The organism is Paenibacillus sp. sptzw28, assembly GCF_019550795.1.
Lineage (GTDB): Bacteria > Bacillota > Bacilli > Paenibacillales > Paenibacillaceae > Paenibacillus_Z.
The window spans coordinates 1,526,274-1,548,865 of sequence record NZ_CP080545.1 but is presented as its reverse complement, the minus strand read 5'-3'; the positions used below and the strand labels follow the sequence as shown (position 1 = coordinate 1,548,865).

Annotated in this window: 24 protein-coding genes and 1 pseudogene; 5 read left to right on the top strand and 20 right to left on the bottom strand. The window is 52.9% G+C overall.

Annotated elements, in window-relative coordinates; genetic code table 11:
- Positions 1-245 precede the first annotated feature (245 nt).
- The 5 genes and pseudogenes from KZ483_RS07115 to KZ483_RS07095 all read right to left on the bottom strand — a co-directional run.
- Positions 246-454, bottom strand: a pseudogene (locus KZ483_RS07115) (hypothetical protein); the annotation flags it as partial.
- A gap of 228 nt (positions 455-682) precedes the next feature.
- The gene (locus tag KZ483_RS07110; RefSeq protein WP_220351980.1) at positions 683-1,555 is read right to left on the bottom strand and encodes an alpha/beta hydrolase; all 873 of its coding nucleotides are present in this window, start codon (positions 1,553-1,555) and stop codon (positions 683-685) included.
- A 14-nt stretch (positions 1,556-1,569) separates the two neighbouring features.
- A complete protein-coding gene (locus tag KZ483_RS07105) occupies positions 1,570-2,202 on the bottom strand; it encodes a bifunctional 4-hydroxy-2-oxoglutarate aldolase/2-dehydro-3-deoxy-phosphogluconate aldolase (RefSeq protein ID WP_220351979.1) in 633 nt (210 codons plus the stop codon).
- 1 nt (position 2,203) lies between these two features.
- Positions 2,204-3,703, bottom strand: coding sequence for an A/G-specific adenine glycosylase (gene mutY, locus KZ483_RS07100; RefSeq protein ID WP_220351978.1), 1,500 nt, complete (start codon positions 3,701-3,703; stop codon positions 2,204-2,206).
- Positions 3,700-4,560, bottom strand: a complete 861-nt coding sequence (locus tag KZ483_RS07095; protein WP_220351977.1) for a helix-turn-helix domain-containing protein — start codon at positions 4,558-4,560, stop codon at positions 3,700-3,702. Before KZ483_RS07095 ends, mutY begins: the two co-directional genes overlap by 4 nt.
- A gap of 164 nt (positions 4,561-4,724) precedes the next feature.
- Between KZ483_RS07095 and KZ483_RS07090 the strand changes: the two genes are divergently transcribed.
- Positions 4,725-5,075 carry a c-type cytochrome gene (locus tag KZ483_RS07090; protein WP_220351976.1) on the top strand — a complete coding sequence of 117 codons (351 nt, stop codon included), beginning with the start codon at positions 4,725-4,727 and terminating at the stop codon, positions 5,073-5,075.
- Positions 5,076-5,165: 90 nt separating this feature from the next.
- Here KZ483_RS07090 and KZ483_RS07085 read toward each other — a convergent pair whose 3' ends face one another.
- The 8 genes from KZ483_RS07085 to KZ483_RS07050 all read right to left on the bottom strand — a co-directional run bounded on the left by KZ483_RS07085 (position 5,166) and on the right by KZ483_RS07050 (position 10,526).
- Entirely contained in the window at positions 5,166-5,399 is a 234-nt protein-coding gene (locus KZ483_RS07085) for a hypothetical protein (RefSeq protein WP_220351975.1), read from the bottom strand.
- Positions 5,400-5,478: 79 nt separating this feature from the next.
- Positions 5,479-5,871, bottom strand: coding sequence for a holo-ACP synthase (acpS, locus tag KZ483_RS07080; RefSeq protein WP_220351974.1), 393 nt, complete (start codon positions 5,869-5,871; stop codon positions 5,479-5,481).
- A 37-nt stretch (positions 5,872-5,908) separates the two neighbouring features.
- Positions 5,909-6,631 (bottom strand): molybdate ABC transporter substrate-binding protein, encoded by a 723-nt coding sequence (gene modA, locus KZ483_RS07075; protein ID WP_258881571.1) that lies wholly within the window; start codon positions 6,629-6,631, stop codon positions 5,909-5,911.
- A 183-nt stretch (positions 6,632-6,814) separates the two neighbouring features.
- Positions 6,815-7,624, bottom strand: coding sequence for an ammonia-dependent NAD(+) synthetase (gene nadE, locus KZ483_RS07070; RefSeq protein WP_220351972.1), 810 nt, complete (start codon positions 7,622-7,624; stop codon positions 6,815-6,817).
- Between the two features lie 11 nt (positions 7,625-7,635).
- On the bottom strand, positions 7,636-8,070 hold the full coding sequence (locus KZ483_RS07065; RefSeq protein ID WP_220351971.1) for a BrxA/BrxB family bacilliredoxin: 435 nt from the start codon (positions 8,068-8,070) through the stop codon (positions 7,636-7,638).
- Between the two features lie 111 nt (positions 8,071-8,181).
- The gene (locus KZ483_RS07060; protein ID WP_220351970.1) at positions 8,182-8,565 is read right to left on the bottom strand and encodes a DUF3905 domain-containing protein; all 384 of its coding nucleotides are present in this window, start codon (positions 8,563-8,565) and stop codon (positions 8,182-8,184) included.
- A 47-nt stretch (positions 8,566-8,612) separates the two neighbouring features.
- Positions 8,613-8,765, bottom strand: coding sequence for a hypothetical protein (locus KZ483_RS07055; protein ID WP_220351969.1), 153 nt, complete (start codon positions 8,763-8,765; stop codon positions 8,613-8,615).
- 72 nt (positions 8,766-8,837) lie between these two features.
- Positions 8,838-10,526 (bottom strand): two-component system sensor histidine kinase NtrB, encoded by a 1,689-nt coding sequence (locus KZ483_RS07050; RefSeq protein ID WP_220351968.1) that lies wholly within the window; start codon positions 10,524-10,526, stop codon positions 8,838-8,840.
- Positions 10,527-10,779: 253 nt separating this feature from the next.
- Between KZ483_RS07050 and KZ483_RS07045 the strand changes: the two genes are divergently transcribed.
- Positions 10,780-12,054, top strand: a complete 1,275-nt coding sequence (locus KZ483_RS07045) for a BaiN/RdsA family NAD(P)/FAD-dependent oxidoreductase (protein WP_220351967.1) — start codon at positions 10,780-10,782, stop codon at positions 12,052-12,054.
- 5 nt (positions 12,055-12,059) lie between these two features.
- Here KZ483_RS07045 and modB read toward each other — a convergent pair whose 3' ends face one another.
- The 7 genes from modB to xylA all read right to left on the bottom strand — a co-directional run bounded on the left by modB (position 12,060) and on the right by xylA (position 19,930).
- Positions 12,060-12,722 (bottom strand): molybdate ABC transporter permease subunit, encoded by a 663-nt coding sequence (modB, locus tag KZ483_RS07040; protein ID WP_220351966.1) that lies wholly within the window; start codon positions 12,720-12,722, stop codon positions 12,060-12,062.
- 112 nt (positions 12,723-12,834) lie between these two features.
- Positions 12,835-14,280 carry a TolB-like translocation protein gene (locus KZ483_RS07035; protein ID WP_220351965.1) on the bottom strand — a complete coding sequence of 482 codons (1,446 nt, stop codon included), beginning with the start codon at positions 14,278-14,280 and terminating at the stop codon, positions 12,835-12,837.
- 101 nt (positions 14,281-14,381) lie between these two features.
- Positions 14,382-14,837, bottom strand: a complete 456-nt coding sequence (locus KZ483_RS07030) for a hypothetical protein (protein ID WP_220351964.1) — start codon at positions 14,835-14,837, stop codon at positions 14,382-14,384.
- Positions 14,838-14,920: 83 nt separating this feature from the next.
- Positions 14,921-16,216, bottom strand: coding sequence for an ABC transporter permease (locus KZ483_RS07025; RefSeq protein WP_220351963.1), 1,296 nt, complete (start codon positions 16,214-16,216; stop codon positions 14,921-14,923).
- A 13-nt stretch (positions 16,217-16,229) separates the two neighbouring features.
- On the bottom strand, positions 16,230-16,931 hold the full coding sequence (locus KZ483_RS07020) for an ABC transporter ATP-binding protein (protein WP_220351962.1): 702 nt from the start codon (positions 16,929-16,931) through the stop codon (positions 16,230-16,232).
- 169 nt (positions 16,932-17,100) lie between these two features.
- A complete protein-coding gene (gene xylB / locus KZ483_RS07015; protein WP_220351961.1) occupies positions 17,101-18,597 on the bottom strand; it encodes a xylulokinase in 1,497 nt (498 codons plus the stop codon).
- A 19-nt stretch (positions 18,598-18,616) separates the two neighbouring features.
- Entirely contained in the window at positions 18,617-19,930 is a 1,314-nt protein-coding gene (gene xylA / locus KZ483_RS07010) for a xylose isomerase (RefSeq protein ID WP_220351960.1), read from the bottom strand.
- 299 nt (positions 19,931-20,229) lie between these two features.
- Here xylA and KZ483_RS07005 point away from each other — a divergent pair, with 299 nt between their 5' ends.
- The 3 genes from KZ483_RS07005 to KZ483_RS29085 all read left to right on the top strand — a co-directional run bounded on the left by KZ483_RS07005 (position 20,230) and on the right by KZ483_RS29085 (position 22,427).
- On the top strand, positions 20,230-20,670 hold the full coding sequence (locus KZ483_RS07005; protein WP_220351959.1) for a hypothetical protein: 441 nt from the start codon (positions 20,230-20,232) through the stop codon (positions 20,668-20,670).
- Positions 20,671-21,067: 397 nt separating this feature from the next.
- Entirely contained in the window at positions 21,068-22,204 is a 1,137-nt protein-coding gene (locus tag KZ483_RS07000; protein ID WP_258881570.1) for an ROK family protein, read from the top strand.
- A gap of 91 nt (positions 22,205-22,295) precedes the next feature.
- Positions 22,296-22,427 carry a putative holin-like toxin gene (locus KZ483_RS29085; RefSeq protein ID WP_397376160.1) on the top strand — a complete coding sequence of 44 codons (132 nt, stop codon included), beginning with the start codon at positions 22,296-22,298 and terminating at the stop codon, positions 22,425-22,427.
- Positions 22,428-22,592 lie beyond the last annotated feature (165 nt).

Sequence of the window (22,592 nt, the reverse complement as noted above, 5' to 3'; positions counted from 1 at the left end):
GCGCCGCGTGAGTCTAACACTTTATTTCTCAGTGTAACACTTTATTTCGGTCTAAAACTTTATTCTCATCGAACATTATTATGCAAAAAAAGCTGGGACCATCCCCTGCTTCCTTAGAAATGTATCAATTGAACGAAATAGGGAACGAAAATTAAGCCGGTAGCGTATACCGGCTTATACTGAATTTATTGGTTCATTAATAACGACTGAGGCACACAGTGTTCTAAATTGATCGCGATTATATTCTACTTTACTACAATCCTTATCCGGCTGTAGCCTTCCTTCGTTTTGGTCACTTCCAGGACGGCAGGGAACGCTTGTTTCAGTTCGTTGACTTGTGAAATCACACCGATCATCCGGCCAGCGCTTTGCAGATCGATTAAAGCAGCAGCAATTGCTTTGTGAGGGAATCTTCGTCGAGCGAGCCGAACCCTTCGTCGATGAACATCATCTCCGTCCTTTTACTTTTATGCATCCGTTAAAGAACTTTATTTTCAATTAAAGAACTTTATTTTCCCTCACCAAACTACATTAAAGATCTTTAAGAATCAGCTTTTGTAATGAAACTGTAATATTTCCTTCATGTTCCTTTCATAAAACCTTTTTATAATGAAAACATGACCCCCCTTTATTATATATTCTCTCTTGTTGCCTGCGGATATGCCGCAGGCCTCTTTGTTTTCTATAGCAGATGTTCATTCAGGAAAGGAATGACGCGCCTCCAGAAAGCTGGATCCTGCTCGGACATGCTGTGGCCGTTTCCATTAACAAACAGCGTATCGATGTGACGCTCCCTGGCGAGAGCCCGTAAATCATCGGCAGGTATGAAGCTGTCTTCATTCGCGTGAATCATCAAGACCGGCACGCGCGCTCCGGCTTCATTCGCCTCAAGGGCAAACGGAATTTGGGCTGCTCTGTATTCGCTAGGCGTTATTCCTGAGCGAAGCAGCCATATTGGCGGAATGAGATAACCAAGAGGAAAGAAAGGCAGCTTCTTGCGCTTAAGCTCCGCCTTCAGCATCGTCTCGAATTTAGCCGGCATCGAATCGGTGATAACCGCTTTGACCGGGAGTCCCCGGGCAAGCGCCAGGAGCGTACCGAAACCTCCGAGTGAGTGGCCAAGTACGGCGATACGTTCCGGGTCGATGCCCGGCAGAGAACGGGCTGCCGTAACCGCGGCTTCAATATCATCGCGAAACATGAGCGCAGAAGGCGCTTTTATCGTACCGCTGTCTCCATGGCTGCGGGCATCGTAGAGCAGAACAGCAAAGCCGGCTTCAAGCAGCGGCTGCGAATATCTAAGGACACGCGACCGGTTCGATCCCCATCCGTGTGCAATCACAACCAGAGGCGGCCGCACAATGTCCGAAGCCGGGAATATCAGCCAGCCCTGTATTATTGACCCCTTACTGCCGAAGACAATGGATGTGAAGGGGCCGTCAGGTTCAACTACATTCGCAAGCTTTCTAGGCTGCTGCGCCCGCGCGCCAATAGACCAGATAAGTAATAAAAGAGGCGCGACAACCGCCGCACCTATCGTCAATCCTATAATCATGATGAAGTCACCGCCTACAGCGATTTTACCGCTTCCGCGAACTGCCGCGCCCGATCTGTGAGCAGGTCGAAACGGCCGCTGCGCACCCAATCCAAATTCACAAGCTTGCTGCCCATACCTACCGAGCAAGCGCCGGCTTGGAAGTAATGGGCGATATTATCGAGGTCGACACCGCCGGTAGCCATCATCGGTATCTTATCAAGAGGAGCTTTAATTTCCGCCAGATATTTCAAGCCGAGAGTACCCATCGGGAACACCTTCACCGCATCGGCGCCCGCCTTCCAGGCGCGTACGATTTCAGTCGGCGTCATGACGCCCGGCCATACGGAAACGCCGTTCTTAAGGCCGTAATCCACAACCGTCTCGTCCAGATTAGGCGAGATAAGATACTGCGCTCCGGCTGCAACCGCCTCCTTCGCCATTTGAAGATCAAGAACCGTTCCGGCGCCGATTGCCGCCTGCTCCCCATATTTCTCCCGCCAGCGGTTGATCATTCCAAGAGCGCCTTCCGTGTTCATGGTAATCTCCATCATCGTGATGCCGCCGGCCAGAAGAGCCTCTGCAGCCTGGTCCGCATGACGGTCTTCTATATTGCGAAAGATAGCGACTATCTTCTCCTTCATAAGCCTCTCAAGCATGCCTGCCATTTTACTCATCCCCCAATCCGAAAGTTACCGAATCCCAGTAGTCCCGCAGCAAACGCAGAAAAACATTCGGAAATGCGAGCTCACGCATCTGTTCCGGCCCTATCCACCGATAATTCGGCGGCAGTCCGCCAAGGCCGTCACGGCGGTTAGCTTCTCCGGTTATGGAATACAAGGATCGCTCCTCCGCTGCCATCAGGTTTCCGTAAGTCAATGAAGCACCCGGTGACGCTGCGAGCTCTTGCTCCTCAAGAGCCGCAGCATCCGCCAACCAGAAGCCGAATTCCGCCCGATAGACTTGAACATTCCACACAATATGACTAAATACGTGCTCGGCTTCGCCCCACCAACCGGCCGGCCTGACAAGAAGGCCGTCCTGCTCGTAGAGCCCCCTGCACAGCATGTCCGACTGCACCGCGTGAAGCGGCAGCGGAGGTCCGCCGATATGCTGCTGCGAGCCATGGTGGAGCGGGTGCCCGGCTGCAGCTTGCAGCGGGACATCGCCTCCTCCGATCTGCACTGGAAGCAGCGTGCCGTCGCCTTCTGCCGTGGCAGCGCTGTCCGGCGAGCGCAGCGGTATGCCGCCCCGCGGCGCCGGCAGGCTCTCGCCGACCGATAAGAACGGGCCGGGAGCAGCTCCCCGTCCACGCCTTCGCGGTTTCACCGCCGTGCCGCCGCCGGGCAGAGGCCCCTCCACGTGCGGCAGCTCCCACATCCGTGCGAGCAGGCCGCTTTCCTGCCGCTGGCGGACAAGCACCTTCCCGGCATGCTCGCCGGTGCCGACAACGAGCGCTGCAAGCCGCGTCTCCGGCCGCGGCGGCTTGGCCTTCGTCTTGACAGGCAGCGTGTGCTCCTTGCCTGCCATCCGCCCTTCGCAATGCGCCATCACCGGGCATGTAAGGCAGCCCGGTGATTTCGGCGTACATACAAGCGCGCCGAGCTCCATCAGGCCTTGGTTGAAATCGCCGGCTGACCCTTCGGGGATAAGCGATGCGGCAAGCTTCTCGATCTTAACCCTGGTAGACGGCTTGGCAATATCGTCCTCCAGGCAGAAGTACCGGGAGAGTACGCGCATCACATTGCCGTCCACCGCCGGTTCCGGCCGGTTAAAGGCAATACTCATGATAGCCCCGGCCGTATAAGGCCCTATGCCTCTTAGAGCTGAGACCGCTTCCTTATCATCCGGGACGGTCCCGCCGTGACGGCTGACCACCTCGCCCGCTCCCGCCTGCAAATTACGGGCGCGTGAATAATAGCCGAGCCCCTCCCAGCATTTGAGCACCTCGGCCTCCGGCGCTTCCGCAAGGGCGGCCGCGGTCGGAAACTTCTCCATGAACCGCTCATAATAAGGGATGACCGTATCAACCCGCGTCTGCTGAAGCATCACTTCCGATACCCAGATCCGATAAGGATCGCGGTTCATTCTCCATGGCAGGGTCCGTTTATTCTCAAGATACCAGCTCAGCAGCTCCCTGCTGAAATAACCGGCGGCTTCCGTTGTCATAACCCGCTTCCCCCTTCTTCCGCGCCGCATTGCGCCGCCCGGTAAATTTGCCGGTATCGGCTGGGCGTCAGCCCGATATGCCGCTTGAACAACCGGGATAAGTAATGATTCTGCATACCGACCTGCCGGGCAACATCGGACACGGCGGCCGCCGTTTCCTCCAGCAGCCTTTTCGCCTCCTCCATCCGCCTTATATTGACATACTGAATCGGAGAACAGCCGACGACATTTTTGAAAAAGCCGATAAAATAATTCGGATGCAGAAACGCCAGCTTCGCCAAATCTTCCACCACGAGATTCTCCGACAGATGGAGATCGATATATTCCAGTACGCGGTCGATGTTTTCCAATGATTCAAACTGCTGAAGAGTCTGCTCCCGCATATCGCAAAATTCCAGATAACATGCTAAAATTTCCAGTAGTCCCGCTCTTAGACGCAGCTCCCTCGTGAGTGCTGACGACCGGAAGGCTTTAATCATATTTTCAAATAAATCGGTTACCTGCTGCCCGTGATCAGGCTCAACAAACACCGGAAGCTGAAGCAGCTCGAACAAATGCATATCTCCGATATCCGCGTAGAAATGGCACCAATAGATGCCGATTGAAAGCTCCTGTCCCGAACAGAACGATTGCATAGCTCCCGGCGGCAGCAAATACAACCGGCCCGGCTTCAGTTCATAGCATTGACCGTTCAGTTTAAGAATTCCTTCCCCTTCATGAATGAACCAGAAACGGTAGAAATCAGGCGACTGATCCTCGTGCATGCCCGGTTTGGTTTGCGAATAAGCGGTCATTGTCACATCAGCCTGAAAGCGGTGAAAGTAGTTCCGGATGATCGTCTTGTATGTAGGTTTCATTGCGGGCTCCCAATCATCGTGATGTTATCTGACACTATTACTTATTATACGTACTATCAGGTCAAAAGGATAGGCGGCAGAGAGGTTTGCAATCCGGTTCCCAGGCCCTTTATACTTGAAATATCCATTTCACAATTGCTCAAGGAAGGAGCTTCGAATACTTCATGAACAAATCGATACTTCAAACAAACATACCCATCCGACTTCTTGTATGTATTCCTGTTACGACCGTGTTACTCATACTGCTTGCGGCATGCGGATCGTCGTCGTCAACGCTTGAGGGCCCGGCAGAAGTCGTTGAGGTCTTCAAAGCCAATTGTATATCGTGCCATGGCGCCGAGCTGCAGGGCCGGATGGGGCCTTCCACGGATTTGCAGCATGTCGGCGGACGGCTGACGAAGGAGCAAATCAAACGGCAGATCGAAGAAGGCGGCGGCAGCATGCCCGCTTTTCAATCTAGACTGACGGCCATGCAAATCGAGCAGCTGACGAACTGGCTGGGCGATAAGAAATAAATAAAAAAAAGAACCTGCGCAAAGCGGCGCGGGCTCCGGAAACGTGGAATCTATCTTCAAGCTTTAGATATAGGTAGTTATTAAATCAGCTTATGGCCGTTTCATGCTTCTGAGCGGGTGAGAATCCGGCAGGCCGGATGAGAGCGGCCCGGTATAGCTCCACTTGGAATCGCCCATTTCCCGGTGCGACGGGAAAAGCTCTCCCTGAAGCAGCGGAAGGAGTCCGCCCCACACATCAGAATACATGCCGTCAAACGGCACGAACTGGCCGCTCGCGAATCGCCTTGTTTTTTGCCCGGAACTGTAAACCATCGTTGTCATCATCGCCTTTCCCTTCTCCTTGGATTGTTTTATTCCAAGTATGGGCAAAAGGTGACTGCAATATAAGCCGCAAGCAGCAGTCTTACAGCTTCTCCACAATGACGAACGCGGATGCAAGCGACTGATCGTGCGTGATGGTAACATGGATGGCGGTATATTCCGCATCAAGTCCGAGTCTCTCCCAGGCTCCGCCGGACAACCGACACTCCGGTTTGCCAAGCGCCCCCCTGCAGACATTGATATCGTGAAAAGAGAGCTTGTCTCCTATGCCGCAGCCGAACGCCTTGGACACCGCTTCCTTAGCGGCGAACCGGCCGGCAACAAACTCAACCAGACGTATCCCGCTGATATCGGAAGCAATCGCCAGCTCGCCCTCCGCCAATATTCGCTCCATGAACCGGGAACCGGTTCTGCCTTCCAGCAGCGTACCTACCCGCGCAAGCGATGTTATATCGTGCCCGATGCCGATAATCATGGCTACACCTGCCTTAATTGCTAATAAAATCGCCGTACTATTGCGTAAAGCCGAAGCCGGCAAACACCGCCCGCGCTTCCTCGCTCTTCAGGTAGTTCAGCACCTCTCCGGCCGCATCCGCATGCTTGGACTGCTTGACAACAGATGCGACGTAAACAATCGGTTTATGCTTATCCGGAGGAATCGGCATTGCGATTGCGACTTTATCGGAGGTCAGCGCATCGGTCCTGTATACGAAACCGGCGTCGGCATTGCCCGTTTCCACATAGGTCAGAACCTGGCGGACATCCTTTGCATACACGAGCTTGCTCTTCAGCGATTCCCACATGCCGTAGGATTCCAATGACTGCTGCGTATAGGCTCCGGCAGGGACTGTAGCAGGCTCCCCGACAGCGATTTTCTTGAAGGCCTGTCCGCTTAGCGTCTTTATATCCCCGAGCGGCCCAGCCGCCGACTTAGGTACTATCAAGACAAGCTGGTTCCTCAAAATAATGCCGCTTCCCTCGATCAGCTTCTGCTTGTTCAGCTCGTCGATCTGCTTCTGGCCGGCAGAGATGAACAGGTCGACAGGCGCACCCTCCTCGATTTGCTTCTGAAGGGTGCCCGAGGATCCGAAATTGAATACGAGGTGAGTTCCGGGATGGCTCTGCTGGAATTTGGTTTCAATTGCTGTGAGCGCATCCTTTAAGCTAGCGGCCGCCGATATGACGATCTCCGTCCCAGCGGATTCCCGATTGCCCCCGCACGCGCTCAAGGACATGCAGAGGACAGCCAAGAACAATACCAATCGCATCCATTTTCCGAAAAATTTGCTTACAGTCTGCATTTCCTCTCCCATCTCCATATAAGTTTTAGTTTTATATTCTCTCCCAATCACGGGAAAAACGCCCTGCACCTTTTGCGATAGGGCGTAGGGCGTTTCGATTGCTTAATTCTAACCCGGTTAAATGCCGGGAATCGGTTCGCGCTTGTGCACCGTCTTCAAATACTGCCGCTCCAGCTTCTCGCGGGCCTCGTCGCTTACAGTCTTCCCTTCAAGGTAAGCGCTGTTGTCGTCGTACGTTATGCCAAGCTCGCTTTCGTCGGTTTGGCCTTCCCAGAGGCCGGCCGTAGGCGCCTTGTCGCGCACGCTCTGCGGCACCCCGAGCACCGCCGCAAGCTGCCGTACCTGCCGCTTGTTAAGCGAGGTGAGCGGCGTAATGTCCACCGCTCCGTCCCCCCACTTCGTATAGAAGCCGGTGACCGCTTCGGACGCATGATCAGTTCCCACAACAAGTAAATTAAGGTCAAAGGAGAGCGCGTACTGCATGACCATCCGGGTGCGGGCTTTGACGTTGCCCTTGCTGCCGCGGCTGATATGACGCGACATCCCGATCATTTTCAAGCCGTACTCGACCTCCAGCGCGATCTCATCCACGGCTTCCTTAATATCCAGCTCCATACGATGCTTCAGGTTGAATGCTTCAGCCACTTCGTAACTGTGAGCGATGTCAGCCTGTTCGCCGTAAGGCAGAAACACACCGAGCGTCATGTATTCCTTGCCGGTCTCGGCTGATAGCTCATCCGTCGCTTTCTTGCACAGGCCGGTAGCGACTGCGCTGTCGATTCCTCCGCTGATGGCGATAAGCAGGCCGGTGGTACCGGACTTCAGCACATATTCCTTAAGAAAATCGACCCGTCTGCGAATTTCCTCGTTCGGGTCAATCTCCGGCTTTACCCCAAGCCGCTCGATAATTTCCTGCTGCAAGCTCATCCGATCACCTCTTATCGGCAAAACCGTTCGAAGGCGGAGATCAAGTCTGCCGAGATATCTGCTGCCGAACGGTTTTCAATTTGATGACGTTCGATAAAATGAACGAGTTCTCCGTCTTTCATCAGCGCAATCGACGGCGAAGAAGGCGGGTAAGGGGCAAAATATTCACGGGCCTTGGCTGTAGCTTCTTTATCTTGACCGGCAAAAACAGTATATAGATGATCAGGTGTCAAATCATTCTGCAGCGCGTGCGCCACACCAGGACGGCATTGACCGGCCGCACATCCGCACACGGAGTTAACGACGACAAGCGCCGTTCCTTTTGTATTCGACAGCTTGGCTTCCACGTCTTCAGGCGTACGCAGCTCCTCGATTCCAAGCCTAGTCAGTTCGTCGCGCATCGGCTGCACCATATCGAGCATGTATCGTTCAAAAGACATTGACATGTTCAATCACTCCTTGTAACGTCGTTTCTTACCATTATAACGCCGCAGGAAATTGAAAGCAAAAGAAAAAGCAGCAGGAGGCATATCCTCCTGCCGCTTATAAATACCGGGCTACCGACTCTCTTCGCCATGAGCGTCTTCACCTGCGCGGTATGCCACATCCTTGTCCTGATGCATAAAAATGCCGCCCTGCGGCGCTATGCCTTTCTCGAAATAATCAAGGTTCTCGCTCGTCAGAAATCCGATGTCCTTATAGGGGTGAACCCATTCGCTGCCGGCCATCACGGCGGGGTCGGTCTCTTCGGTCCAATTGCTGAGGGGCGAATCCGGAGACTCGTAAATATGGTCCCCGATCAATACGCCGCTGCTGTTCACAAACGGCCCCCTTGGGCCTCTGCCGCTGCGGAAACGCGGAAGAAAATTGATTTCATACGGATCAAGGTCCGGATCATCCGCTCCCGCTTTGTCTTCCGGGCTGTTAAAATTCGAATCCATTTCTACGGCACCTCCGGAGAAACTAATCTTCGCATTGATTTGTGCTTCTAGACTGAAGGACGGTTGGGGCCATCCAATTTCTTGTGATAGCCTTCCGATTCAGGCGCTTTGTCGTATTGCGAATCCCGTTTTTCTTCAGCGTACGGTATAGCAGCAGCCTCTTGCTGCTCTTCGGCTTTTCCGTTCTGAGTGTTTACCAATGCCCGCACCTCCTTCTAAGCGCTAGTATGCGCGCTAAGGAGGTTATCTATCCCGTAATTGCTCAGGTATACCTACTCTTCCAGCGCCGCTGCAACTCCGCTTACGCTTGGCCCGGGCTCAAAGCTGACGATAAAGGTAGTTCCCTGGCCCTCCGCGGATTCAACACGGATTTGACCGCCATGCCGCTCCACAATGCTCAGGCAGAGCGGGAGACCAAGACCTGTTCCGCGGGATTTGGTCGTATAGAAAGGCTCGAACAATCGTTCCAGCTTTTCCTTCGGGATACCGCAGCCGTTATCCTTGACTCGAAGCTCCGCCACACCATGGTTAAAGGAGGTGGCTATTTGAAGTACACCGTTCTGGTCCATAGCCTCCATTCCGTTTCGCGCCAGATTCAAGATAAGCTGCTTCATTTCTTTCTCATTAAGCATGAGCGGCGGCAGCCTGTCGTCGAGGTTAAGCTCGATCGTCAAGCCTCGCATGTTGGCATCCGCCACTAGAAGTGGGAACAGGTCGTTGATAAGGCTTTGAAGAGAGCAGCTTTCCTTCTCGAGTATGCGGTCTTGCGCCAGCGACAGAAAATCGTCAATAATGCTGTTGGCGCGGTCCAGCTCTTCCATTACAATCTGGAAATATTGTTGATGATGCTCGGGACTCCGCTCACGCATGAGCTGCACGAATCCGCGTATGACAGCCATCGGATTGCGGATTTCGTGAGTAATGCTGGCTGCCATTTGCCCGACGAGGCTAAGCCGCTCCATCCGTCCGATCTCATCGCGCAGCCGGTTAAGCTCGGTAATGTCATGGGCGATTATCGCGGCTCCGATAATGTCGTTATTTTGCATGTCTCGAACGCAAATCCCTGTCTCCATATAAATTTTCCCTTGTTCCTGAACGAGTTCGCTTGATGTTTGATGCCCGCCCAGCGCCCGGTAAAGCAGCCTGCCCAGCGTATCCGTCTCGACATTGTCGTACAAACCGGTAAACGGCTCCCCGATTAATCTCACACGGTCTTTACCGGACAGCTTATGCCTAAGAATATGTATGGCCATTTCGTTAATTTGAGTAATGATGCCGGACTGATTGACGAAAATAACGCCGAGTGGCGTCTCTTCAATAAATTGCTGAAGCTTCTCCACTTCTATCCGGTAATTATTGGACACTTTATGAAGCCTGTAAGCCAGCCTCAGTTTTTCAATATAATCTTCGGTCAGTTTAATTAAAACCATGATTGTAACCATATAAGCACTTAGGTGGGCGGCGGCATAGTAGACATTCGCGGGGGAGATACCCGCTCCACTGGAAACCAGGTATCCCATGAGTGAGCCGCTCACTGGGATCAGCATAGTCAAGGTTAACCCCAGCACAATGCGATACTTTCGTTTGCGTAAGGACTCCTGAAACGGTTTGATCGAGCTTAACAGCACCGGAACGAAAAAGAACAAAACGCCTGCAAGCTCCAGCCATTCCCACATCCCATGAATTGTTGCAAGCCGGGAAACGATATATACAATTGTAAGCAAGGCAGCTGTCGGCACGCCCCCGTACAAGGACCCGACAATAAACGGAGCGAAACGAAAATCCAGATCGTATCCATTTATATCAGATGAAGCCGCGATCCCCAGCAGCATGGAAAAACCGCATATAATGGCAATATAAAATGCAATACCTTTCCTGCTCTTCGACCGGTCATACCAGATTTGAAAGACAAATAACGGCAGTAAGGCGACAATAACCTGTAATAACATTTGCTTCCACAAGTATCTAATTTCCCCCCTTTTCCTTGTGTTATCTTCACTTTTACAGCTGTTCAATCCGATTAAATCATATGTGTTTAAAATTTACAATCATCTAATTCGACAAAATCTGGTAAAAAAACAAGAACTCTGAAGGCGCGGCGCGGTTTATCCGAACCCCCGGGCAGAGTGAGTGATCGCCCGGAGTAGACGGCCCTTGAACTGGATAGTATGATGAATAACGAAAGAAACACTGAACATTTAAAGAGGAGATTACATGAATTACGATGTTATTATCATTGGCGGAGGCCCTTCCGGGCTGATGGCCTCGATCGCAGCCGCACAATACGGAGCGCGCACGCTGCTGATCGATAAAGGGGACAAGCTGGGGCGAAAGCTCGGCATCTCCGGAGGCGGCAGATGCAATGTAACGAATGCCAAAGAGATCGACGAGCTTATAAGGAACATTCCCGGCAATGGCCGGTTTCTGCATAGCGCGCTTGCGAATTTCAACAACCGCGATATTATAGCTTTCTTCGAAAATATCGGAATTAGGCTGAAGGAAGAAGACAGGGGACGGATGTTCCCGGTGTCTGATAAGGCGAAAACGGTAGTAGATGCGCTAATACGGAAAGCCAAATCGGCCGGTGTGGAAATGCTGGTAAACAAGCCGGTTGCGGGGCTGCTGCTCGGCGAGGGCGAGGTACAAGGCGTGCGGCTTCGTTCGGGCGAACGGATTTCAAGCACCGCTGTCATCATTGCCACCGGGGGCAAGTCGGTGCCCCATACCGGGTCCACCGGGGACGGTTACCCATGGGCTGTGCAGGCCGGCCATACCATAACCGAGCTCTATCCGACGGAGGTCCCTCTCGTATCCCGGGACGCGTTCATTCAGAGCAAAGAGCTGCAGGGGCTGTCGCTGCGGGACGTCAGTCTGTCGGTATGGAATCCGAAAGGGAAGAAAGTGATCGAACATGATGGGGATCTTATATTTACGCACTTCGGTCTATCAGGACCGATTGCGCTTCGCTGCAGCCAGTTCGTGGTCAAGATCCTCAAACAGTTTGAGGTCAATTCAGTCAAGGCTACAATTGATTTATTTCCGCAAAAGCCGGCAGACGAGCTCGCTACCGAATCCCTCAATCTCGCTAAGAACGAACCGAAGCGGGCTGTTAAAAATGTCTTGAAAGCACTGCTCCCTGAACGAATGATTCCAATCATATTAAAGAAATCGGGGCTAAGCGGGGAAACCACCTTTGACAATATTCCCAAACAGCCATGGTCGGATATGGCTGCGCTGCTGAAGGGCTTCCCCGTCAATATCTCCGGTACGTTGTCCATAGAAGAAGCTTTTGTTACGGGAGGAGGAGTGAATTTAAAAGAAGTCCAGCCTGGCACGATGCAGTCGAAGATTACGCGAGGACTGTTCTTCTGCGGTGAAATCCTGGATATCCACGGCTATACAGGTGGCTACAATATAACGGCGGCCTTCACTACGGGATATACTGCGGGCAAGAGCGCCGCGGAAATGCTTCATGATAAAGCGCGGTAACACATCTAATCTCTTATAAACCTGTTGGCCCAGAGCAGCATAACGAACGAGAGCAGCACCATGACCGCCGCCCATGCCCAGGCAAGCTCCATATTGCCGCCGTCCACCGCAACATAAATAGCAGTCGGAATAGTTTGTGTCCTGCCCGGAATATTGCCGGCAATCATTAAAGTGGCGCCGAATTCACCAAGTCCGCGGGCAAACCCCAGAATAAACCCGGCAGTCAGGGTTCTGACTGTTAGTGGAGCTGTAATATAGCGGAACACCTGCCATTCGGAAGCGCCATACGATCTTGCCGAATCCTCGAGTTCCTTGTCCACCGATTCGAAGCCCGCTCGCATTGTCCGGTAAGCGAGCGGAAAAGCGACAATAACAGCCGCAACAACTGCGGCCCCCCATGTAAATACAATCGGTCCGTAAAACAACCATTCGAATGCTTCGCCGATCCAGCTGCGTCTTCCGAGTACGACAAGCAAAAGAAAGCCGACTACCGTAGGCGGCAGCACAAGCGGCAGCAGCAATACCGTTTCTACAACGTTCTTTCCGGTAAACCGCGCTTTTGCCATCCAGCGCGCCGTCCATATGGACAGGATGAAAACGAAGACACTGGAGGCGATAGAAACTTTTACAGATAGTATAATAGGGTCCAAAAACTCGTTCCAGTCCATGTCGTCGCACCTTACAACAATTATTTGAATTGCGGTATTAATTTCACTTATATTAACACACCGCAGATCATAACGTGAATCGCGTGTTTATGGTATACGAGAAAAGGTATCTTTATTTCGGTATTTTCTTCGTGACTATGAACGTGCCGCCTTTATCATCATGAACGAGAGCGGTCAGGCTTTGGCCGGTAGGCGACCACGTCAACTGCTCAACTCGCATAAATTCCCTCGTTGCATAACGCTGGTCACTGCCGTCTGAATCTGACAAAATAATACGGCTGCCAGGCGTAGCATCACGGTCCGAGTAAGCAACCGTTCCTGAAACATAAGCTAACCGTCGGCCGTCCGGCGAGAAAGAGCGGAAAGCTGTGGCCAAGTCACTCCGTTCCCGATCATCCGGAAACAGCGAGCGAATATGTCCATCAGATCCGTATACGGCTGTATATTTTGGAATGGATACTAAAAATTCACCGAGTGCTCCATTGTAGCTCAAGTCATACGCCCCCATACCGTCGGGAAGAAGCTGTCTCTCTTTGTTATGAGTCAAATCAATTAGCGCCGGGTTTGTGTAATTGCGGTCGGACCCTTCATTCAAGGTACGGTCAATTAGCAGCTTACGGCCATGATCGGTCCAACCGATGATTCTGATATAGCCGTGGTCAAAAGGCAGCAGGGTCATCGAGCGTTTAGAGAGGTCATAGCGGGCTAGAGCGAATTCGGAGCCAAGTCCGTCACCAAGACTGCGGCCCGTTTGATGGAGATAAATAAACGATTCAGTACCCGGGATCCACAGCGGCGAGTGATCTTCGGGCTTATCGGTAAGATGAAGCTTCGTTTTACCGTCATTTGATTTTGCCCAAATGCCCGGTTCACCGTTTACTCTGTAAAGCGTCCAGCGGCTGCCCGCAGCAAGCTCGAGTTCCGGATTCCGGTCCAGCTTCCCTGTTTCTGGGGACAAAGTATAATTAATGATATGCTCCGTTTGAACCGGCCGATCCGTAAGCTCAATTAGCCTCGTTCGCACGTTGTATTTCATCGCCGTGCGTCCTTTTCCGGTCCATAAAACGACTGAGGTTCCTTTCTTAAGGTTATACCGCCGAATTGTGGCAGTTACCGCTTCCATTTCTTCTTGTTCATATTTCACAAGCACCTCCTCGTCATTAATAACCGCGAACTCCGCAACCGACTCCTTACCTGATATATAAACGAAATGATCAAATTCCTTGGCGACGATTGCTCGTAACTGGTCGTATGTCCATTCCGCCGCGTCATAGATAATCTCCGTTTTCGTCTGTTCATCCGGTTGAACCGGGCTTCCCGCCGCTGCGTACAAATTGGGTTCTGCCTCTGATGCAGGTTCCATTTGTGGTGCAACAGCCTGTGACTTTTCCGCCGTTTCCTCCGGCAGTTTATCCATAACTTGAGACGCTTCCAAGACAAGTTTTTCTTTCTTATCCGCTTCCGACTCACACCCGGCTGCAAACACAACTAAGGCTGACAGTGCCAAAGCGGCTGTCAGCCTTAGTTGTGAACGATCACAAACCATCCTGATCTTCATTTCATCCACTCCCGCTTTCTATAACGTCTTTCTCATTTGACGTCTTATGCCAAACGAAAGTTGCGGTATGAATAGCGGACGTTGTCTTATTCATTCTTGATTCAAGTATGGACATCGCCTGAGAAATGATTGTAATCGCCGGCGTCCGGAATGAATGCCGTCTCGTCCCGCGCGCCCTCGTCCCTGCTCGTTAGTTGATGAGGGTCGTTATAAGACGCACCATCGGTTAAGGGGGCGCCATCAAACGGCTGGTCCGGACGTTCTTCACGTGCGACCCAGTCTTCGTTGACCACGTGGGCGGGAATTCGAATCGCATCCATATCATAGACGATATTAAACGCTGCATTATCACCTATAGGCGAATTTACGGCTAGCTGTCCCCCGAGCGCCTGGGCGATTTCCAGCGCGGATGTCAAGTCGCTCCCGTGGAGGTGAATATGCACCTCTCGATTTTGCCGAATCACCGGGTCGTAACCGAGCTCCTGCATCGTATCCGAGGCAAGCGCAGCGGCGGCCTCATCAGGGAATTGGAAGAGCAGAGCGGTATCGTTTTGCATAGGGACACATTCCTTTTCCGGGTAAAATATAGCAATCACCTTATAGAATGCCCTTCACATGCAGAGATAATGCGCCCCCTTGGTCAACGTCTTTCTTTGCGCAAGCTCAGCATCATGATATCGGAAAGAAACTTATTTACTACAAACCATATCGCCAGGGCCGGGGCTGCAATCACTATTCCCGGTATTCCATAAATCTGCAGCCCTGAAGTAACACTCAGCAGAACCACGGCAGGGACAACAAGCCAATAGCGCGCCCTTTCTGAAGCTTCCTTCAAGGCTTGATCGGACCAGGTGAACTGCTTGACGAACGCTTCTCCGGCAACATTGCGAAAGTGGGACTGCACCCAGATAGCGAGCAAAATCGGAAACACGAAAACAATCGTCAGCTTAAGTCCTGCCGGAGACAATGAAACCGCCATGATGGAAGCACCGGTAAAGCTCAGCCAGACACGCAGCAGCGACAGCCGCCGTACGAAAGTCTTCAGGACAGTCTCAGCCAATATCGTCTTATCGTCAAACGACTTGAATAACCGGTTAGATTCGCGCAGCAGCATCGGGCGATTAAGCTTCACCCGCGGTTTACGCGCGATGACACCTGTCAGTAGAAGCTCCGTGCTTGCGAGGCGAGCCCGGTGCTCCAGCTGAACGTCGGAATCGAACGTGTCGCGCGCCCGCAGCTTCATACGCGTAAGAATTGCAATTGCCGCAGCTCCGACGACAATCGGCAGCAGCAGCTGGTCCCATCCCGTCCCGGTTACTACACCGGGAACAACATAGGTAACCGTAAGCAGCGCGGCAGCGGCGGTCTTCCAAACGATTTTACGCCAGCCGCGGTAGCGGCCGTCAATGAGATTTCGCCAAATCGCTCCAATAATCGCCCACTCGACTGTATAGCCCCACAACGCTATAATCGATCCGGCAGACAGATGGTGAATGGCGACCAGAAACGGAAGCAGCAGTGCATAAACGATCGATGCCATGAAGGCCAGTATGACCGACGTATAGCCCAATCCGCGCAGCGTAAGGCTGCGGACCCATTCTTTCTTTTGCAGCAGAAAAAGCACGTCGGCATCTTCCGCAAATGTACGCAGCCTGCCGATTAATACAACAATCAGCGATATTCGCTCTCCCGCCCATAACGGCAGCTCGGTTAGCCATGATGGCGGACTGTTCCATAGACCCGCATACAGGCCGCCGCCGATCCAGAGTGCCGGGATCAGAATATACAGCCACACTGTCCAGTCGAGCGCGGTTCGCCATACGCCCCATTGCTCTCTCCAAAATCGCGCCACCCTGCGGCGGAACAGTCCTCCTGCCGTCCAGCGGCCGGCGGCATCAGCCTTCGAACCCAGATGAGTCAAATGTGTCGATACCACAAGTTATCCTCCCTTAAGTGAGCGCATAGAAGCAATCGGTTAACAGCGCATCCGTTTCACATCCAGCCTGAGCTCTGACTTCCTCCATCGTTCCTTGGGCGACAACCGATCCGCCGTTGATCAGAATGAACCTGTCGCATATCCTCTCTGCAGTATCGAGCACATGCGTACACATAAGCACACCTGCGCCGCGGCGGCGTTCCGCTTCAAGCAGCTCGAGGAAGTCGCGCGTCGCTCTCGGGTCAAGGCCGACGAACGGTTCATCGACGACATATATGTCCGGCTGAAGGAGGAACCCGATAATCAGCATCATCTTTTGCTGCATGCCCTTGGAGAAGCCGGTCGGGAGGCGATGACGCTCCTCGGTAAGACGGAACCGGTCGAGCATCAGCTCCGCCCGGCGGAGAAAGGTCTGCTCATCGAGGCCGTACGCCGCCGCCGCAAGCTGAAGGTGCTCCCAGAGTGTCATATATTCATAAAGCACCGGCTGCTCGGGGACATAGGCATATCGTTTGTATTCGCCTTCGAATACAATCGTCCCGTCGACATGGCGGAGAAGTCCAAGCAGAGACTTTATCGTCGTGCTTTTGCCCGCGCCGTTTGGACCTATCAATCCGACAAGCTCGCCTGCTTTTACCGAAAAAGAGACATCGCGGATGACGGGCTTGCTTTCTTCATACCCTGCATTCCGGATGTCTACGCTTAAGACGTTCATCTCGATCCCTCCACTTGGATGCTGAACCTGTCCATATAATCACATCATGTATACGAAGGAAAATGAGAATAAGTTGCTTTTGAAGTAACAAAGCCGCCCCCTTCGACTTAAGCGAAAGAAGCGGCTGATAATAGCCAGTACTCTGGATTTCATGCGAAACCGGTAGATATTAACCTCTGAAAGACTTAAGCGCCTCGTTCAGTCCCTTTGTTTGTCCATAAACATCCTGATAGACCCGGAACAGCCCTGCATAAGCATCCACTGCCGCAGGCTGCGGCTTATAGACGGAAGCGCGCTTCACGAAACTGTCCGCGCATTCATCCAGACTGTCAAACCAGCCGCAGCCGTGAGCTGCAAGCATGGCGGCGCCAAGCCCGGGTCCCTGCTCGTTCTCGAGCGCAACGACGTCGGCACCAAATATATCGGCCTGCATTTGCAGCCAGACCGGATTTTGAGCGCCGCCGCCGATGGAAACGATCGTATCGACCGTCTTGCCGGCTTGGCGGAACAGATCGACGGATTCATTGAGCGAGAACGTGATGCCTTCCATTACCGCCCGGGCAAAATGAACCCGTTCGTGCGAGCCGTCAATGCCGATAAAGCTCCCGCGGATGACCGCGTCGGCATGCGGCGTCCGTTCGCCAACGATATACGGCGTGAACAGCAGGCCGTTCGCGCCTGGACGAACATCCCCAACGCCGGCAAGCAGATCATCGAACGACTCGCCCTTGGCAAACGTGTTCTTGAACCAGCTGAGACTGTAGCCGGCCGCCAAAGTGACGCCCATAGCATAGAAGGCGTCCTCCTTGCCGTGGTTGAAGAAGTGCACCTTCCCCGCATAGTCGCTGCCGCTTCCCTGCTCATAGGAGAGAATAACGCCCGACGTGCCGATGCTGCACATCGTCAGGCCGTCCTTCAGTATTCCGGCGCCGATCGCGCCGCACGCATTGTCCGCACCGCCTGCGAATACTTTTGTCGACGGCGACAGGCCTGTTCGTATCGCTTGCTCCGGCAGCAGTGTGCCTACTTGGCCGTGCGATTCGATAAGCGGCGGACAGAATGATTCAGGCAGTCCGAAGGAGGCAAGAACGTTGCCGCTCCACGATTTGGCCGCAACGTCCAGCAGCAGCGTGCCTGCAGCGTCGGAATAATCCATATGCAGCGCGCCGGTCAGCCGGTAGCGCACATAATCCTTCGGCAGCAGGAACAGCTCCGCTTGCGCGAAGAGCTCCGGTTCATTCTTGCGTACCCATAGAATCTTCGGAAGCGTGAAGCCTTCGAGCGCCGGATTGCGGGTGATGCTCAGAAGTCCTGCGCCGAGCGTCTGCTCGATCTCGCGGCATTCCGCCGTTGTACGCGTATCGTTCCATAGGATCGCGCTGCGCACCGGGTTTCCTGCCGAGTCGAGCAGTACAAGACCGTGCATCTGGCCGGAGAAGCTGATGCCTTCGATCGCATCGGCGGCTGCTCCGGATGACTGCACGAGCTCGCGAACCGCTTCCAGCGTTCCTTCAACCCAGTCGTCCGGACGCTGCTCGCTCCAGCCCGTATGCTCGTGAAAGAGCGGGTAGCTGCGCGTCGCTTCCGCGAGAACCGCGCCGCTCCTGTCGAGGAGCAGCGCCTTCACCGCGCTTGTTCCAAGGTCGATCCCAATGACATAAGACATTTGAAAACGGACCTCCTTTTTATACGCTGAAAATAACTTCGCTGAGCAGCAATTTGATGCGCTCTTGACGGCCGGATTCGTTTTTGATCGGGTTGTTCTGCAGGGCGTACTGCTCCAAGGATTGCAGCGTCGCTTTGCCGGAAACGATCTCCGCGCCGATGCCGTCCCGGAAGCTGCGGTAGCGGTTGTCCACAATGTTGTCAAGAACCTTGTCTTCGATCAGCTTGGCAGCCGCTTTAAGTCCCCATGCATAGCTGTCCATACCAGCGATGTGCGCGAGGAAGAGGTCCTCGTCCTCGAACGAACCGCGGCGCACCTTCGCGTCGAAGTTGACGCCGCCTTTGCCGATTCCGCCGGCTTTCAGCACTTCGTACATCGTCAGCGTCGTTGCGTACAGGTCGGTCGGGAATTCGTCGGTATCCCATCCGAGCAGCAGATCGCCTTGGTTCGCATCAAGCGATCCGAGCATGCCGTTGATTGCAGCAACGCGGATTTCGTGCTCAAACGTATGGCCTGCCAGCGTCGCATGGTTGGCTTCGAGGTTCAGCTTGAAGTACTCTTTCAAGTCGTATTTTTGCAGGAATGCAATGGTGGTTGCAGCGTCAAAATCATACTGATGCTTCGACGGCTCCTTCGGCTTCGGCTCGATTAGGAATTGAGCGCCGAATCCGATTTCCTTCGAATAAGCGATCGCCATATGGAACAGGCGTGCCAGGTTGTCGAGCTCAAGCGCCATATCCGTGTTAAGCAGCGTTTCGTAGCCTTCGCGGCCGCCCCAGAACACGTAGTTCTCAGCGCCGAGGCGTTTGCCGATTTCAAGGCTTTTCTTCAGCTGCGCGCCGGCGTAAGCATAGACTTCCGCATTGGACGTCGTGCCTGCGCCGTGAACGAAACGCGGGTTCGTGAACATATTGGCTGTGTTCCACAGCAGCTTCGCGCCCGATGACTTCATGTTGGATTCCAGCATATCGACGATAATATCAAGGTTCTTGTTCGTTTGCTGCAGCGTCTCGCCTTCAGGGGCGATATCGCGGTCATGGAAGCAGTAGTAAGGAATGCCGATCTTCTCGAGGAATTCAAAATTCGCTTCGACACGGGCTTTAGCCTGATCCATTGCGTCCGGGCGGTCCCATGCGCGGACAGCTGTTCCAACGCCGAACGGATCCGAGCCGGAGCCTGTAAATGTATGCCAGTATGCGACAGCGAAACGAAGATGCTCCTCCATCGTTTTGCCGAGTACGGTCTCTTTTGGGTTATAATGCTTGAATGCAAGCGGATTGTCCGAGCCTTTTCCTTCGTAGGCGATTTTGCCGACATTTTTAAAATAAGTCATTTAATAAACGGCCTCCTTGAATGGAATGGAATGGTAAAAATGATGATATCGACGCATAAATGTAAACGTTTCCTTGCAGCGCCCTGCAACAAGCATAGCATAAAATAACTTTGTTTGTCTATTAAACAAACTAAGGGTTATTGAGGGTGCCGGTGAAAAATTTACAAGACGGGCTGCTTCATCCGATGGGAGACAAGCAGGGCTCGTTCAATCGATTTATTAACATTACTGCATTTGTCCAAGCACCTCTTGGCCTGTCTACATAACATAACTAGTGACATAGGGAGACTGAACTGTCGATGGCACGTTTACTAGACGCCAGAACTTCGCAAAATGCAAGTTTCAGCTCTTCGATTTCGGATACTTTTGGAATGGATCCGGAACTTTTCGCTCAAGTAGGTCTTGACTGCATCAACCCCGTTGGAATCATTCGCGTCCAATTCACGGCGACTGCAACGATTAATATTTCGGCGGCATCGGATGCAGTTGTGGAAATATTTGTTGTACGTGGAACGCGGTCAACAGATCCGCAGGTTTATAACGCAATCTTTAGTGAGGGGGACAATCCGGGGCCCCTCATGCGCGTTTTTACCGTTACGGGATCGGATTATAATGTACCTCCGCCTCCGTCCAATCTACTCGTCTATACCGCGTTTATCCGTGGTATTGCTAATCTTGGTTCGACCCTGACCCGGGTCGGCCCGGAGAGCTTCAATGCTGTTGCTTATTGCGATGATTGATATAAAATTTCCTATAGCTGATTGGACAAGAAACTATTTTATAATATCGGATACTGTAAAGTTATCCCATAAATGAACAGCTGCTGAAACAGCAGCTTTTATTTATTATGGGATAATTTTATTGTGGTTGGTCACACGCTATCTGAAAGGGACCATAATGCTTTGCTGCGTTTGATCTTGCACTTTCACCATCGTGTTTGTTTGTCCATTAAACAAACTAAGTAAATGTGGTAAACTAGTTTTGAGGTAAAGCATGTTACAATGTGAACTGGCGATTAACCCGCCGGCCTTCCGACAAACGAAACGATAGGACGTTCTTGGTCCAATTGATATATGTAAGCTCGAAACCATCATGACAGGAGCCACCAAACCTATGAGGCCGACCGGCGATCTCACTATGATTAAAAAAATAAATACTGCCATTGTGCTGGAGTCGGTGCTGAAGTCGGCTCCGCTATCCCGGGCGCAAATATCCGAATTCACCGGACTGAACAAAGCGACGGTGTCGAGTCTGGTTCAGGATCTGATCGACAGCCATCTGGTTATCGAGATCGGCCCGGGCGAATCCAGCGGCGGCCGCAAGCCGGTAATGCTGCTGTTCAACCGCAGTTCCGGATATGCGATCGGCATTGATCTCGGCGTTAACTACATCCGGGGAGTTCTGACGGATCTGGAAGGGACCGTCGTTACCAGCCGTGAGCTCACTCTTAAGGCCCAAGCGGCCCAGGATGTTCTGCCTATATTAACCGAATGTATAGAAACATTAATCGCGGCGATGCCGGATAGTCCTTACGGGCTGGTTGGAATCGGCATCGGCGTGCCGGGCATCGTAAATGACCGGGGGGATGTATTGTTCGCACCCAATCTGGGTTGGACTCAGGTACCGCTGGAATCCATGATCGAGGAACGCTTCAGCGTGCCGGTAACCATCGACAACGAAGCAAATGCAGGCGCACAGGGGGAGCAGAAATACGGAGCCGGGCGCGGCATTCCACATCAAATCTACGTGAGCGTCGGCATTGGGATCGGGACGGGTATTATTTTGGGTAAAGAGTTGTATAAAGGGGCCTCCGGGTTCTCCGGCGAGCTGGGTCATCTTTCTATCGAGATGAACGGAAAGCCATGCCGCTGCGGCAATCTGGGCTGCTGGGAGCTGTACGCTTCGGAGAACGCGCTGCTCGAAGCGGCCGCTCCGCTTGGATTTGCCGATCTGGAATCGCTGCTAGCGGCCGCAGAGGCTGGCGATCAACGAATCATCGCGTTATTCCGGCAGATCGGAGAATGCCTTGGCGCGGGAATCGCCAATATCGTCAACGTTTTCAACCCCGACGTTGTCATTATCGGGAACCGGATGAGCCGCGCGGAAGCCTGGATCGGCGCTGCCGTCCGCGAAGCGGTCGACCGCCGCACACTCTCTTACCACCGCGAGCGGCTGCGCATTCTGTTTGCGGAGCTGAGCGAGCAATCCGCCGTTCGCGGAGCGGCTTATTACGCTATCAGCCGCTTCTTTACCAAGATCAAAGGCGGGGCGTGACATAAATAAGGACAACTTGAAGAAATCCAAGTTGTCCCAACTAACAATGGACATAGGAACATACGTTCCTGTATAATCAAAGTGCGATAGAATGGCTTGCGAGGGCGGTTGGCTAGTCTCCCGGAAGGGAGGTGATGCTGTGGAGGTACAAGACGCGTTGACGTTAATGTTCATGTTCGGCATGTTCATTCTCGCTTTGCTTACTTACCTCAAGAAAAAATAGACCGCCCTCGCCAAAGGTACCGGTCTATTTCCTGATCATTACCCTTTTTCCAGCCTCCGCTCTTAAAAGCGGCTACTCGCGCAAGGAGTCGGTTGCAGCCGGCTCCTTTTGCATTTTGTGTTTTTCTTTCCTCCAATATACCACACCGCGATTTATTATGAAATA

What these genes read in the sequence shown, in the direction of transcription:
- KZ483_RS07110 (WP_220351980.1), bottom strand. Translation starts at nt 1,555, where the DNA reads ATGATTATAGGATTGACGATAGGTGCGGCGGTTGTCGCGCCTCTTTTA.
- KZ483_RS07105 (WP_220351979.1), bottom strand. Translation starts at nt 2,202, where the DNA reads ATGGCAGGCATGCTTGAGAGGCTTATGAAGGAGAAGATAGTCGCTATC.
- mutY (WP_220351978.1), bottom strand. Translation starts at nt 3,703, where the DNA reads ATGACAACGGAAGCCGCCGGTTATTTCAGCAGGGAGCTGCTGAGCTGG.
- KZ483_RS07095 (WP_220351977.1), bottom strand. Translation starts at nt 4,560, where the DNA reads ATGAAACCTACATACAAGACGATCATCCGGAACTACTTTCACCGCTTT.
- KZ483_RS07090 (WP_220351976.1), top strand. Translation starts at nt 4,725, where the DNA reads ATGAACAAATCGATACTTCAAACAAACATACCCATCCGACTTCTTGTA.
- KZ483_RS07085 (WP_220351975.1), bottom strand. Translation starts at nt 5,399, where the DNA reads ATGATGACAACGATGGTTTACAGTTCCGGGCAAAAAACAAGGCGATTC.
- acpS (WP_220351974.1), bottom strand. Translation starts at nt 5,871, where the DNA reads ATGATTATCGGCATCGGGCACGATATAACATCGCTTGCGCGGGTAGGT.
- modA (WP_258881571.1), bottom strand. Translation starts at nt 6,631, where the DNA reads ATGTCCTTGAGCGCGTGCGGGGGCAATCGGGAATCCGCTGGGACGGAG.
- nadE (WP_220351972.1), bottom strand. Translation starts at nt 7,624, where the DNA reads ATGAGCTTGCAGCAGGAAATTATCGAGCGGCTTGGGGTAAAGCCGGAG.
- KZ483_RS07065 (WP_220351971.1), bottom strand. Translation starts at nt 8,070, where the DNA reads ATGTCAATGTCTTTTGAACGATACATGCTCGATATGGTGCAGCCGATG.
- KZ483_RS07060 (WP_220351970.1), bottom strand. Translation starts at nt 8,565, where the DNA reads ATGGATTCGAATTTTAACAGCCCGGAAGACAAAGCGGGAGCGGATGAT.
- KZ483_RS07045 (WP_220351967.1), top strand. Translation starts at nt 10,780, where the DNA reads ATGAATTACGATGTTATTATCATTGGCGGAGGCCCTTCCGGGCTGATG.
- modB (WP_220351966.1), bottom strand. Translation starts at nt 12,722, where the DNA reads ATGGACTGGAACGAGTTTTTGGACCCTATTATACTATCTGTAAAAGTT.
- KZ483_RS07035 (WP_220351965.1), bottom strand. Translation starts at nt 14,280, where the DNA reads ATGAAGATCAGGATGGTTTGTGATCGTTCACAACTAAGGCTGACAGCC.
- KZ483_RS07030 (WP_220351964.1), bottom strand. Translation starts at nt 14,837, where the DNA reads ATGCAAAACGATACCGCTCTGCTCTTCCAATTCCCTGATGAGGCCGCC.
- KZ483_RS07020 (WP_220351962.1), bottom strand. Translation starts at nt 16,931, where the DNA reads ATGAACGTCTTAAGCGTAGACATCCGGAATGCAGGGTATGAAGAAAGC.
- xylB (WP_220351961.1), bottom strand. Translation starts at nt 18,597, where the DNA reads ATGTCTTATGTCATTGGGATCGACCTTGGAACAAGCGCGGTGAAGGCG.
- xylA (WP_220351960.1), bottom strand. Translation starts at nt 19,930, where the DNA reads ATGACTTATTTTAAAAATGTCGGCAAAATCGCCTACGAAGGAAAAGGC.
- KZ483_RS07005 (WP_220351959.1), top strand. Translation starts at nt 20,230, where the DNA reads ATGGCACGTTTACTAGACGCCAGAACTTCGCAAAATGCAAGTTTCAGC.
- KZ483_RS07000 (WP_258881570.1), top strand. Translation starts at nt 21,068, where the DNA reads ATGATTAAAAAAATAAATACTGCCATTGTGCTGGAGTCGGTGCTGAAG.
- KZ483_RS29085 (WP_397376160.1), top strand. Translation starts at nt 22,296, where the DNA reads ATGGCTTGCGAGGGCGGTTGGCTAGTCTCCCGGAAGGGAGGTGATGCT.